At 62.4% G+C, this 13254-nt stretch carries 12 protein-coding genes; 9 read left to right on the top strand and 3 right to left on the bottom strand.

The genetic code is table 11. From position 1 onward, the window contains the following. Window positions 1-564 carry a polysaccharide biosynthesis/export family protein gene (locus tag FF80_RS03705; protein WP_052153138.1) on the bottom strand — a complete coding sequence of 188 codons (564 nt, stop codon included), beginning with the start codon at window positions 562-564 and terminating at the stop codon, window positions 1-3. Between the two features lie 138 nt (window positions 565-702). Between FF80_RS03705 and FF80_RS03695 the strand changes: the two genes are divergently transcribed. Together FF80_RS03695 and FF80_RS03690 are read left to right on the top strand one after the other, a co-directional pair. Further along, window positions 703-2910: a GumC family protein gene (locus FF80_RS03695; protein WP_052153137.1), complete on the top strand. Its 2208-nt coding sequence runs from the start codon at window positions 703-705 to the stop codon at window positions 2908-2910. A gap of 12 nt (window positions 2911-2922) precedes the next feature. Next, window positions 2923-3963, top strand: a complete 1041-nt coding sequence (locus FF80_RS03690; RefSeq protein ID WP_035097627.1) for a polysaccharide deacetylase family protein — start codon at window positions 2923-2925, stop codon at window positions 3961-3963. A 230-nt stretch (window positions 3964-4193) separates the two neighbouring features. Here FF80_RS03690 and FF80_RS03685 read toward each other — a convergent pair whose 3' ends face one another. Next, window positions 4194-4430 carry a DUF2842 domain-containing protein gene (locus tag FF80_RS03685; RefSeq protein ID WP_052153136.1) on the bottom strand — a complete coding sequence of 79 codons (237 nt, stop codon included), beginning with the start codon at window positions 4428-4430 and terminating at the stop codon, window positions 4194-4196. Window positions 4431-4499: 69 nt separating this feature from the next. On the opposite strand from FF80_RS03685, the gene FF80_RS03680 reads away from it, so the two are divergent. From FF80_RS03680 to FF80_RS03660, 5 genes are all read left to right on the top strand, one after another. Next, the gene (locus FF80_RS03680) at window positions 4500-5573 is read left to right on the top strand and encodes a COX15/CtaA family protein (RefSeq protein WP_052153135.1); all 1074 of its coding nucleotides are present in this window, start codon (window positions 4500-4502) and stop codon (window positions 5571-5573) included. Between the two features lie 143 nt (window positions 5574-5716). Further along, window positions 5717-6181, top strand: coding sequence for a 50S ribosomal protein L13 (gene rplM, locus FF80_RS03675; RefSeq protein ID WP_035097625.1), 465 nt, complete (start codon window positions 5717-5719; stop codon window positions 6179-6181). 1 nt (window position 6182) lies between these two features. Beyond that, entirely contained in the window at window positions 6183-6665 is a 483-nt protein-coding gene (gene rpsI, locus FF80_RS03670; RefSeq protein WP_035097623.1) for a 30S ribosomal protein S9, read from the top strand. Between the two features lie 106 nt (window positions 6666-6771). Beyond that, window positions 6772-7407 (top strand): SdpI family protein, encoded by a 636-nt coding sequence (locus FF80_RS03665; RefSeq protein WP_035097621.1) that lies wholly within the window; start codon window positions 6772-6774, stop codon window positions 7405-7407. Window positions 7408-7580: 173 nt separating this feature from the next. Continuing rightward, on the top strand, window positions 7581-8951 hold the full coding sequence (locus FF80_RS03660; protein ID WP_035097618.1) for a dicarboxylate/amino acid:cation symporter: 1371 nt from the start codon (window positions 7581-7583) through the stop codon (window positions 8949-8951). 233 nt (window positions 8952-9184) lie between these two features. Here FF80_RS03660 and FF80_RS03655 read toward each other — a convergent pair whose 3' ends face one another. Continuing rightward, complete coding sequence (locus FF80_RS03655) at window positions 9185-10495, bottom strand: glycosyltransferase (RefSeq protein WP_152558251.1); 1311 nt, start codon at window positions 10493-10495, stop codon at window positions 9185-9187. A 425-nt stretch (window positions 10496-10920) separates the two neighbouring features. Here FF80_RS03655 and FF80_RS03650 point away from each other — a divergent pair, with 425 nt between their 5' ends. Together FF80_RS03650 and FF80_RS03645 are read left to right on the top strand one after the other, a co-directional pair. Further along, a complete protein-coding gene (locus tag FF80_RS03650) occupies window positions 10921-12135 on the top strand; it encodes an LL-diaminopimelate aminotransferase (protein ID WP_035097774.1) in 1215 nt (404 codons plus the stop codon). Between the two features lie 139 nt (window positions 12136-12274). Next, a complete protein-coding gene (locus FF80_RS03645) occupies window positions 12275-13243 on the top strand; it encodes an iron-siderophore ABC transporter substrate-binding protein (RefSeq protein ID WP_035097614.1) in 969 nt (322 codons plus the stop codon). Window positions 13244-13254: the final 11 nt, after the last annotated feature.

The following is a 13254-nucleotide window of genomic DNA, read 5'->3' as shown; positions in this document are numbered from 1 at the left end:
TCAGAACCATCTTTCTTCGATGACGATGGTATCGCCCGGGAAGATCGGGAAGTCGAGCCCAACAACGCCCTTGGCCATCTCATTGCCTTGCCTACGGTAAACGACCGCCGTGTCACGGTTGGCCGTATCGGAGAAGCCGCCCGCCGTGCTGATCGCGGCGCGTACCGTCATGCCGTAGACATAGGGGAACTGGCCGGCATTGGCGATTTCGCCCTGGATGAAGAAGGGACGATACTCAGCCACTTCCACGGCCACGTTGGGATTGCGCATGAAGCCATTGGACAGCGCCGCCGCGAGCCGGGCGGCTGCGCCCGTTGTCGTCGTGCCGCGCACCTGCACCGGCCCGACCAGCGGAAAGGCGATGGAGCCGGCGTCATCGACGCGATAGGTCGAGCTGAGTTCCGCGTCGCCATAGACGGTAACGCGCACCGAGTCGCCGGTATCGAGTTGATATGGCCCCTTGGTCTCCACCAGATAAGTGGCCGGGCGCGTAGTGGCGCAACCCGCCAGCGGCATGAGAGCGACGATGAGAATTGGCAGCCAGCGCATCAGAATCTCGCGCATTTGAGGTGACGCCAATGTCATCCGGCTATGGTTAAGAATTCCCTTAAGCCGGCATCGTACTATTGCGATCTGCATGAAGTTTAACGGATTGCTTACTACGTTGCGGCCATAAATCCTGCCGACAAACGAGGGATTGCGATGACTTATGAGTCGCCGGCTGTGCGCGATGCGCGAATAGATGTGGGAGCGGTGCTTGGCGCCGTCTTCAGGCGTCTGCCTCGCATCATCCTCATTACACTGCTGTTGCTGGCTGCTGCTTTCGCCTTTCTGATGTTTCAGCCGCGGCTGTATGAATCCTCGGCATCCATCCTGATCGAGCAGCGGGACAATGTTTATACCCGGGCTGCCAACGAGTCGGCTTCGACCAGTCCCACTGACGCCAGCGTGGTTTCCAGCCAGATGGAACTGCTGAAGTCGCGCGACACTCTGCTCAAGGTGGTCGACCAACTCGACCTGCGCTCGGTGCCCGAGTTCAACGGGTCTGCCGGCGGCGGTTTTTCGCCCATGGCAGTGATCACCCGGATGCTGGGCCGTAAATCGGCGCCGGTCAGCGTGGACGAGGTGGTGCTGAGCACACTCTACGACCGCATGACCGTGATCCAGGCGCGCGACTCGCGCATCATTTCGGTGCTGATCCGTTCGACCAATCCGCAATTGGCCGCCGATATTGCCAATGCCGTCGCCAACGCGCACGTCACCCGCCGCGCCCAGCTTTCGCTTTCGGATACCGCCGAGGCGTCCACCTGGCTGCGTGAGGAAATCGACAAGCTGCGCGTCCGCGTGACCGATGCCGAGCGGGCCGTCGCCGATTTCAAGGTGAACAATGACCTGTTTAGCGGCGGCAACAATACCAGCCTGGTCGATCAGCAGCTGTCCACCATTGCCAGCCAGATCAGCGCCGCCCAGGAACGCAAGAATACGGCCCTGTCGCGCGCCGCCGTCATTCGCGGCCTGCTTGATCGCGGCCAGCCGATCGATAGCCTCAATGACGTGCGCCAGTCGCCGGTCATCCAGCAGCTCAGCGAGGAAAAGGCTCGCCTGCAGGGCGAAAAGGCGCAACGTTCGGCCACTTTGCTGGGCAATCACCCCACCATTCAGGCGCTGACCGCCCAGATCGCCGAACTCAACAACCAGATCGCCATCGAAGGCCGCCGTGTTGCCGAGGCGCTGGAAGCCGAAGCCCAGGTCGAGGCCGACGTCGAAGCCTCGCTGCAGGCCGATCTGACCCGCGTCAAATCCTCCGCCTCCACCGCCACGCAGGATACGGTGACGCTCGACGGCCTGGAGCGCGAGGCCAAGGCCCAGCGCGACCTGCTCGAGGGCTATCTGCAGCGCTATAACGAAGCCATTTCGCGCACCGACTCCAACTCGGCCCTGCCGGATGTGCGTGTCATCAGCGTCGCGGCCCCGTCTGTCTCCCCGGCCTCGCCGCGCACCCAGATGGTGCTGCTGGCTGTCGGCATCGTTTCGGTGGCGCTGCAGGTCGGCATCATCATCTTCTCCGAACTGATCTCGGGCCGCGCCATCGTTCCCGGCGCCCGCCCGCAGGACGAGCTGGAAGAAGTGCCATTCTCCGAAGACGAGCTTGAGCCCGACCAGCGCTGGGAAGAGCCCGCTGTGGCCGAAATCGTGCCCGTGAAAGACGAGCCTGCACCCGAGCGGGTGGAGCCCGTTGTCGCGGCGCAAGACGAGCCAGCCCCATCGGCCGAAGAACCTGCGCAGGTCATCATGGCCGAGCCAGAAGTCGCAGCCGAAGCCGAAGTTGCCGCCCAGCCAGCCCGCGCAAACATGCTGCCGGCGAACACCATCAGCTATAGCCAGCTCGCCTCGGACCTGGTGCTGGGCCGCACCCATCTGGTCATTCTGGCCGGCCAAAGTTCCAATGAAGATTGCGAAGACCTCGCCGAGGAACTGGTGGGCGACGCGCTCGCCAAGGGCCTGAGCGTGGCCCTGGTCGACGCTGGCAGCGGGCGCGCCTCCGACGAGGCGGGCCTGACCGATCTGAGCACCGAAAGCGTCAGCTTCGGCGACGTCGTGCACAAATCGGCCGATAACAGCTTTGCCGAAATTCCCTGGGGGCAGGGGAGTGCGATCGACCGCCGCTCCACCAAGCCGATCACCCTGATCGAGGCCCTGGGCGACATCTACGAGGTGGTTGTCATCATGACCGGCCCCGTTGGCATGGCCTCCACCCTCTCCATGTTCGGCGCGCTGGATGGCCGCATCCTGCTGGTTGCCCCCAAGGACGAGCCCTTCGAGGCCATCGAGCAGACCCGCATTCAACTGGCTGAAGCCGGCTTCGGCTCGATCGAGATCGCCGCCGCGCCCGAGCGTGTCGCTGCCTGACCGGAGCCCGCAATGTCGCTGAAATATACCGCCATCAGGGCCATGTTCGAGGCGCTGTGGCTGTCCCGGCTGCCCCGATTGTTGCGGACCCTTTCGGCCTCGCGCGGCGTCATCTTAACCCTGCACCGGGTCCTGCCCGATGCGCCGGCTGATTTCTCGCCCAATGCCATCCTGCAGGTGACGCCGGATTTCCTCGACTATGTCATCGAACGCGTCCGCGATCTGGGCATCGATATCGTCAGCCTGGACGAAGCCATCGAACGGCTGAAGGCCAGCGAAAAGGGCCGCCCCTTCGTCGTCCTCACCTTTGACGATGCCTATAAGGACAATCTGCAATACGCGCTGCCCGTGCTACGCCGCCACGAAGCGCCGTTCACGCTTTATGTTCCCACTGCGCTGGTCGATGGCGTTGGCGACATCTGGTGGCAGGCCATCGAGGACATTATCGCTCGCCAGGATGCCGTCGCCTTCACCCAGGGCGACGAGACGGACTATGTCGATACCCGCACCACGGCCCAGAAGCAGCAGGCCTATGACACGCTCTATTGGCGCATGCGCAAAATGCCCGAGGCCGACCGCGTCGAACTGATGCACAGTTTTGCTCGCAGCTACGGCTACGACCTGGCCCAGCAATGCCGCTCTCTCATCATGGACTGGCAGGAACTGCGTCTATTGGCCGACGATCCGCTCTGCACCATCGGCGCCCATACTGTGCACCATTACGAGCTGGCCAAGCTCGACGCCGATCAGGCTCGCTCCGAAATGCAGCAATCGGCCGATGTGCTGCTGGCCCAGTTCGGCCAACGCCCCAGCCACATTTCCTATCCCATCGGCGGCCCGGCCTCGGCCGGCCAGCGCGAATTCGACATGGCGCGCGAACTCGGCTTCGTCAGCGGCGTTACCACCCGTCCGGGCGGCCTCTATGCCCACCACGCCCAAAGCCTGCACGCTTTGCCGCGCGTCTCGCTCAACGGTTACTTTCAATCACGCCGCTATGTCGATGTATTTGCGACAGGAGTGATCTTCTCCACCATGGGCAAGCTGACGGGCTAGGATCAGGGGTGGCCCTTCACTCCTCCAGAGTCATCATATATCGGCCGATCCAGCGGCTCTATCGTCCCCTCGCCCCTCAGGGGAGAGGGCCAGGGTGAGGGGTGCGATGCTCGACCATCACGCACGTTGCAGCATCGCACCCCTCACCCGGCGCTACGCGCCGACCTCTCCCCTGAGGGGCGAGGTAACCAGGTGCCCAATTCAGCCTAAGGTGTCCTCCAGGATCAGGCCTACTGCTGGTTGGCGCTCACAGCCGCGTCCGGCTTCGCCATCCAGCGGATGATTGCCATGGATGGCAACAGCCAGCCCATTCCTGCAATGATGAAATAGATCAGCAGCACCCAGGCGGGCAGGCCGGGCGGCAGCAGCAGGTAGATCGCGGTGCCGAGCACGGCCCAGAGGGCGATCGAGATCATGGTCAAAAACACGCCGATCAACTTGCGGTGGCTCTGGGTCATGTGCGGCATCGGTGCTCTTGCGGGACAGTTCGGGGGGGCATACCACTCCCATGCCCCAACTCATACCGGGAAAGCGCCGTGACTTCGACCCATTCGCCCGCCCTCAGTCAGACCAGCTATCCGGCCGATCGCCTTCGCCCGGTCCGCATCTGGCTCTATGTCATGGCTGCCTTCGTGCTGCTCATGGTGGTGGTCGGCGGGATCACGCGGCTCACCGAGTCGGGCCTGTCCATCACCAGCTGGAAGCCCATTTCCGGCATCATTCCGCCGCTCAACGATGCGCAATGGCTGGCCGAGTTCGACGCCTACAAGCAGATCCCGCAATACCAAGTCAACAATACCTGGATGAGCGTGGACGACTTCAAGATGATCTTCTTCTGGGAGTGGTTCCACCGCCTGTTGGGCCGGTTCCTGGGTGTGCTTTTCATCGTCCCATTCTTGGTCTTTTTGGTGCAGAAGCGCTTCACCGCGCAACTGGCCTGGCCGCTGTTCGGCCTGTTCCTGCTGGGTGGCTTTCAGGGCGTGCTGGGCTGGTGGATGGTCTCTTCGGGCCTCACCGAATTGACCTCGGTCTCCCAATACCGCCTCGCTGCCCACCTGACTGCCGCCGCGATTCTGTTCATCGCGCTGGTCTATGTGCCGCGCAGCCTGCATCCCGGCCATATCACCGGCACAGTCAAGCCCGCCCATCTCTGGACGGCTGGCGCCTTCATCGCGCTCATTATCCTCCAGATCGCAGCGGGCGCCTTCGTCGCCGGCATCGATGCAGGCATGGGCTACAACACCTGGCCGCTGATGGATGGTGCTTTGATCCCGAGCGGGCTGGACCGCCTGGACCCGCTCTGGCGTAATGTCTTTGAAAACGGCCTCACCGTGCAGTTCATCCACCGCTGCATCGCCTACGCCATCGTCATCTATCTTGGCCTGCTGATCTGGCGTCAGGCCCGCAATGGCGGCTTTTCCGGCGCCAATGTCTGGCTGCCGCGCCTGGCCATCATGGTGCTGATCCAGGTGGGGCTTGGCATAGCCACCCTTTTGAGCATGGTGCAGATCGATCTGGCCGTCGCCCACCAGGGTATGGCCTTCCTGCTGGCGGGGGCAGGGACGCTCTATCTGGCCGACCTGATCCGGGCAAAGCGCGCGGTATCATAATACCGCAAAGATAAGTGATTGAAATTACTTGTCTTTATTAAGACCCTTGACGGCGTCGCGTTTCCCTCATACACGAGCCGCCGAACATGCTGCTTTCTTCCTTGGATGAAGGTCGGCAAGCCAGAAATCTAAGGAATTCAACGATGAGCACTTACTCGGCAAAACCGAGCGAGATCGAAAAGAAGTGGGTCCTGATCGACGCCGAAGGGCTGGTCGTGGGTCGTGTCGCTTCGATCATCGCTTCGCGTCTGCGCGGCAAGCACAAGCCGACCTTCACCCCCCACATGGACATGGGCGACAATATCATTGTCATCAATGCCGACAAGGTGAAGCTGACCGGCCGCAAGCTGGACCAGCACCGCTTCTACTGGCACACCGGCTACCCCGGCGGCATCAAGGACCGTACCGCTCGTGAACTGCTGGAAGGTCGTTTCCCCGAGCGCGTTCTCGAGAACGCCGTTCGCCGCATGATGCCTGGTGGCCCGCTGACCCGCGCCCAGCTCAAGAACCTGCGCGTCTATTCCGGCGCCGAGCATCCCCATGAAGCGCAGAACCCGGCCACGCTGGATGTTGCTGCGATGAACTCCAAGAATGTGCGGGTGAAGTAATATGGCCGACACCATCAACTCCCTCGAAGATCTCGGCACCACCTCGGTCGCTCCGGTCGTCAACACCGCCCCCATCCATGAGCAGAAGCTGGATTCGCTCGGCCGCGCCTATGCCACTGGCAAGCGCAAGAACGCCGTTGCCCGCGTCTGGATCAAGCCGGGCAAGGGCACCGTGACCATCAATGGTCGCGAATTCGCCACCTATTTCGCTCGTCCCGTTCTGCAGCTGATCGTCAAGCAGCCGATCGTCGCGACCGAACGCAATGACCAGTACGACGTTGTCGTCACCGTTGCCGGTGGTGGTCTTTCCGGCCAGGCCGGTGCCGTTCGTCACGGCATCTCCAAGGCCCTGAACTTCTTCGAGCCGGCCCTGCGCCCGGTCCTCAAGAAGGGTGGCTTCCTGACCCGTGACAGCCGCGTCGTCGAACGCAAGAAGTACGGCAAGGCCAAGGCCCGCAAGTCCTTCCAGTTCTCCAAGCGCTAAGCCTGGATTTATCGATTTTGCGAAAGGGCCGGGAAACCGGCCCTTTTGTTTTGCCCGCATTGCGCAGCATCTGGTTTTCCGCAGCGATCATCCCATCTAGGCTTCTATGTCCAGCCTCGTTACCCGCTTCCACCTCTTGCTGCTCATGGTCACCGTCGCCATTACCGGCGTTGGCTTCGTCCGCATTCCCGCCGATTTTGCCTATCCGGCGCATTGGTCGGGCAGCTATGCCGACTGGCTCTGGCCGCGCAACATCGCCCTGCTGGTCGCGCCCTTTGAAGTGCTGGTGATCGGCGCCTTCTTCCTGCTTGCTCGCCTGCTGACCAAAAACCACTTTGCCAAGGTCCAGCATATTCTCGACCCCGCGCTGACCCTGCTGCTGGCCGTCGTCACGGCAATCCAGCTCGGCCTCTTGGTCATCGGCATCGGCTCGGATATCGATCTGGTGCGCCTGACCGGGGCAGGTTTGGGCATTGCGCTATTGATCCTGGGCATCGTGTTCTTTGAGGCTGAGCGCCACACCTATGCCGGCCTGCGCATGCCCTGGCCCATCGCCTCGGATCGCGCCTGGAAGCTGGTGCATCGCATCACGGGTATCGCCAGCGGCCTTGCCGGCGCAGTTCTGCTGGCTTTGGCCTGGTTTGACCCCGGCCTTGGCCTGTTGGTCATCGCCTATGCCGCCACGCTGATCCTGCTGCCCGCCGTTGCCGGCATGGCGACGCTGCTGTCTCGCCGCCTCTGATCGCGCATCAGGATTGCCGCAAAAGCCCGTCGCCCCAAGAAGAATTTTCTTCTCACTTGTGCCAAACGGAAAACGATGCGCAGAAAAAACTGCCCCGCAAGCCTATCTTGTGGCTAATTTCGAGGCGCTTCGCTCAATTGGTGTGCGATTCCTCGGTGCTTCACAGGTTTGACATGTCCCCAACCACTGTTTCTGCCGCGCGCCCGGCGCGTGCACCCAAGCCGTTCTACCGCTCGTTCGGCTTCCAGGTGCTCGCCGCCATGGTCATCGGCCTTGTCCTGGGCTTCATCGCCCGCAATATGGGCCCCGACGCGGCCGGCGATGCCAATTGGCTGACCCAGACGCTGTCGACCGTCGGCTCCTCCTTCGTCTCGCTGCTGCGCGCTTTGGTGCCCGTGCTGGTCTTCACCGCCATCGTGGCGTCCATCGCCAATCTGCGCGAACTCAACAATGCCGCCAAGCTGGTCTGGCAGACCCTGCTCTGGTTCGCCATCACCGCGCTGATTGCCGTGGCCATCGGCATTGCGCTGGGCCTGATCATCCAGCCCGGCCTCAACACCGCCGTCGCTGCAGAAGCCGCCCGGGCGCCGTCCTCCACCGGCTCCTGGCTCGATTTCCTCAAGGGCCTGATCCCGTCCAACATTCTGGGCCTCACCGCCTCGACCCGCGTCACCGATGGTTCGGCCTCCACCAGCCTCAGCTTCAACGTGCTGCAGATCCTGGTGGTCTCGATCGCCGTTGGCATTGCCGCCCTGCGCGTCGGCCCGGCTGCCGATCCGTTCCTGGCGTTCAACCGCTCCTTCCTCAAGATCGTGCACAAGATCCTGTGGTGGGTGATCCGCCTCACCCCGATCGGTACCATTGGCCTGCTGGGTAATGCCGTCGCCGTCTATGGCTGGGACGCGTTGGCGCAGCTTGGCTGGTTCTCGGCCGCCATCTACATTGGCTTGGCGCTCGTGCTGTTCGTGGTCTACCCGGTCCTGTTGCAGGCCCACGGCCTCAACCCCATCCGCTACTTCCAGAGCGCCTGGCCCGCCATCCAGCTGGCTTTCGTGTCCCGCTCCTCGATCGGCACGCTGCCGCTCACCGAACGCGTCACCGAGCAGAATCTGGGCGTGCCGCGTGAATATGCCGCCTTCGCCGTACCGCTCGGCGCCACGACCAAGATGGATGGTTGCGCGGCGATCTACCCAGCGATCTCGGCCATTTTCGTGGCCCAGTTCTTTGGCGTGCCGCTCGGCATCGAGCATTATCTGCTGATCGTCTTCGTCTCGGTGATCGGCTCCGCCGCCACTGCCGGTCTCACCGGCGCCACCGTCATGCTGACCCTGACCCTCTCGACCCTGGGCCTGCCGCTCGAAGGCGTCGGCTTGCTGCTCGCCGTCGATCCGATCCTCGACATGGGCCGCACCGCGGTCAACGTCGCGGGCCAGGCCCTGATCCCCACCATCGTCGCCAAGCGCGAAGGCATCCTCGACCAGGAAGTCTACGACCGCGGCGAAAGCATCGACGCGTTGGACGCCGACGCGGTGCCGGCAGAGTAAGCTGGATCAATCGCTGGAAACGCAAAAGGGAGGCGAAAGCCTCCCTTTTTTGTGCCGCGAGGTCGTGCGTCCAGCGCTCCCGCACCCACCGTTCTCCCTCGGGCTTGACCCGAGGGCCACTTACCACCCGCACCGCATTGAGAGAGGCCCTCGGGTCAAGCCCGAGGGAGAACGGTGTTGAGACGTCATCAGCGCCAAAGCTCCCCCACGCACAACGTCAGGGCAGGGAACCCCTACCCAACCAGCTTAAGCGACGGCTTCCTGGCCTTCTTGACCTTGTTCGCGGCCGGCACGTAATTCGCCATGACCCGCTCGATAATCGTGATCGCCTTGTCCGTGCCATTCTCGGCATGCAGCTTTTCGGCGATATCGGCGGCCTTGCGGCGATAGTCTTCGTTGGTCGTAAGATCCGCCAGAGCTCCGGCCAGGATTTCCGAGGTCAGCTTGCGCAGCCGCACCGGCTTGGGCCCACAGCCCAGCTCATAAATCCGGCGGCCCCAATAGGGCTGGTCCACCGTCTGCGGCACGACGAAGGTCGGCCGGCCCAGATGCAGCCCCGCCGATGTCGTGCCCGCGCCGCCATGATGCACCACGGCCGAAACATATTTGAACAGCTTGTCGTGCGGCGCCTTCTCGATGGCGAAGATGGTATCCGGCAAATCCTGCGGATTGATGCCGCCCCAGCCGCGCGCCACGACCGCACGGCCGCCCCACATGGCCACGGCTTCCTTCAAGATCTTGGTATTGCGCTCGGCGCCGAACGGCATCGACCCAAACCCGATATAGACCGGCGCCTCGCCCTCGGAGAGGAATTTCTGGAATGCCTCGGAGGGCTGCCAGTCGGTCCGGTCCTTGAGCTGCCAATAGCCGGTGACGATGGCACTCTTGGGCCAATCGCGCGGGCGCGGCGAAATCTCGGGGGAATAGGGGTAAAGCGTGGTCAGCGGCGTGCCGTCCGTATTGCGGAAGAAGCCACCCTTCTTGCGCGAATCCAGCCCCATCAACTCGCGGCGCAGTTTGTTGCGCGGCAGGTTGTAATAGATCTGCTGCACGGTCATGGCCGTATAGGTCAGCTTGTTGAAGGCCGGGCCGAAATCGGCGCCGTAATAGATGCAGAGCGGGAATTCACTGGTCGAATTCAGTGGCTGCAAGGCTACCATCACCGCCGGAATATGCAGCGCTTCGGCAATGTCGATGCCGAAACTGGTATTCATGTTGAGGATCAGCATGTCGGCACCCTGGCACATATTCCAGGCGTGGCGCGCGGCGGTATCCACGATCTGTTGGCCCTGGCGCAACAGGGAAGGGCCGTTGATGAGCATGGACTGGCTCATCGCATTCTCGAATCGCTGCTGCAGCAGGAAGGCCTGGATGGAGGGGCCGAGCGTGTGGAACTCCACGCCATAGCCTTCCACCATGTCCTGGAATTCCTCGGAGGCTCCCAATACAACCGAATAGCCGCGCTCCTTGAGCGCAATGGCCAAGGCTAGGTAGGGTTGAACGTCGCCTTGCGTGCCGATTGTAACAAGGGCAATCCGCTTCAAGATATTACCTCACATACGCCGTTCTGATCCCGAAGGTTGGCGTCCTCCGGACCATTTACAATACCCCGACGAGGATTTATGAACGGCCTTATCGATAGCTGGTTTCATTACAAAAAACGCTTCTGAAGGGCAAGAGACATGCCGTCCCTGTACACATTTGCATTGGTTGGAGCCTCGCTCGCCGGCAATTTCGTGTCGGCGGCCGCCTTCGCAGCGGCGGGCGCGAACGCCCGCTAGCTCTTCCCGAATGGCCTCACCAAAAGGGCCGGGAAGAGCCGAACATGAGAAAAGCGCCCCAAACGGGGCCGTTTAACCCGTTCACAACCATAATTCCGCGATAATCACGGCGTCTGTATCAGATGCCGGTGCGCCCAAGGCGCGTCGCGGCCCAGATCAAGGTCCCGAGCAGGACCGCCGAGGATAATATGAGCGACGATTTCCATCGCATCCGCCGTCTGCCCCCTTACGTTTTTGCCCATATCGATCCGCTCAAGGCCAGGGCGCGCGCCGAAGGCGTCGACATCATCGACCTGGGCATGGGCAATCCGGATATGCCGACCCCCCAGCACATCGTTGAAAAGCTGCAGGAAACGGTCAAGGACCCGCGCACCCACCGCTATTCGACCTCGCGCGGTATTCCGGGCCTCCGCAAGGCCCAGGCCAGCTATTATGGCCGCCGCTTCGGCTTGAAGTTGAACCCCGACACGCAGGTCGTGGCGACGCTAGGCTCCAAGGAAGGCTTTGCCAATATGGCCTCCGCCATCACCGCCCCCGGCGATGTGGTGCTGGTGCCCAATCCGACCTATCCGATCCATTCCTTCGGCTTCATCATGTCGGGCGGCGTCGTGCGCTCCATGCCGGCTGATCCCAATGAGGATTTCATGCGCTCGCTGGATCGCGCTGTCAGGCATTCCATCCCCAAGCCGATCGCGCTGGTGCTGAACTATCCGGCCAACCCGACCGCCTATACGGCCGACCTCGATTTTTACACCGAGGTGGTCAAATATTGTAAGGCCAACGACATCTTCATCCTGTCCGATCTCGCCTATTCCGAGATCTACTTCGATGAAAACGAGCCCCCGCCATCGGTGCTGCAGGTGCCGGGCGCCATCGACATCACAGTCGAGTTCACGTCAATGTCCAAGACTTATTCCATGCCCGGCTGGCGCGTGGGCTTTGCCGTGGGCAATGAACGGCTGATCGCGGCTTTGGCGCGGGTGAAGTCCTATCTCGATTACGGCGCCTTCACGCCCATCCAGGTGGCGGCAACCGCAGCCCTCAACGGCTCCGATGACGTGATCGAAGAAGTCCGCAAGGTCTACAAATCCCGCCGCGATGTGCTGGTCGAGAGTTTTGGCCGCTCGGGCTGGGAAATCCCGGTGCCCAAGGCCACCATGTTTGCCTGGGCGCCCATTCCCGCTCAGTTCGCCCATCTCGGCTCGCTCGAATTCGCCAAGCTCCTGATCAAGGAAACCGGCGTGGGCGTCGCCCCCGGCGTGGGTTTCGGCGAATATGGCGACCAATATATCCGCCTGGCCTTCGTCGAAAACGAACAACGCATCCGCCAGGCCGCCCGCAACATCAAGAAGCTCCTGGGCTCCAAAACCACCGGCGGCAACGTCGTGCCGCTGGTGGGGTAGGGGCCTCGCCCTTCCAACACCCACAGTGTCATCCCGGCGCAGGCCGGAATGATATTGTGGGTTGGGCAGACCCAAATATTACATGACATAGCAACTCACCTTTTGTATGGAGAGCCACCTCCACCAAAATGGTGTATCCATGTCCGCCCGCCCGCTCCTCCTCGGCATTCCCCTTGCGCTGGCCATGGCCGCCGGAGCCACTGCCCAGCAATTCCCGGTCACGCTCGAGCATGTCTACGGCTCGACCACTATCGAGTCCGCGCCCAAGCGCATCGTCACCTGGGGCTGGGGCAATGAGGATGCAGTGATCGCGTTGGGCACGATACCGGTCGGCATCCCCTTCCAGTCCTATGGCGGCGGTGAAGATGGCATTCAGCCCTGGATCGAGCAGGCGCTGGCCGGCGACGACAAGCCAACCGTGCTCGCCAATACCGGCGAGCCGCCCTTCGAGCAGATCGCCGCCCTGCAACCCGACCTGATCATCGCCGCTTTCTCCGGCATCACGCAGGACCAGTACACGCTGTTCTCGGGCATAGCTCCCACCATCGCCTATTCCGGCGACGCCTGGTCCGCCACCTGGCAGGAGGTCACTGCCATAGTCGGCGCAGCGCTCGGCAAACCCACCGAAGCCGCCGCGCTGATCGCCGATACCGAGCAATTCCTCGCCGACGAAGTCGCCAAATATCCCGAAATCCCCGGCACCACCTTTGCCGGCTTCAACGATTTCGATGGCGCCATCGCCGTCTATGCGCCGCTCGACGCCCGCATGCGCTTTCTCACCGGCCTTGGCCTCGTGCTCGCGCCCAGCGTCGAGCAGCTCTCCCCCGATGATGGCAAGTTCATCTTTTCGCTGAGCTACGAAGTCTTCGACACGCTGACCAGCGACATCCTGATCACCTATTACGAAGAACAGGCCCCGCTCGACGAACTCCTGACCCGCAGCTACGTCAAAGCCATGCCGCAAGTGCAAAAAGGCGCGCTAGCCGCCCTGGTCGGCACCGAAAACGTCGCCGCCGTCTCCCCGCCCAGCGTCCTGTCGCTGCGCTGGGGCTTTCCACAATATATCGAAGTCATCGCCAAGGCCGCCCGTGCGACCAAAGCGGAATAGTTTTCGAGGAT

The sequence above is a fragment of the Devosia sp. LC5 genome (assembly GCF_000735585.1).
In the GTDB taxonomy this organism is placed as follows: Bacteria; Pseudomonadota; Alphaproteobacteria; order Rhizobiales; family Devosiaceae; genus Devosia.
This window is presented reverse-complemented; position numbering and strand designations above follow the sequence as displayed.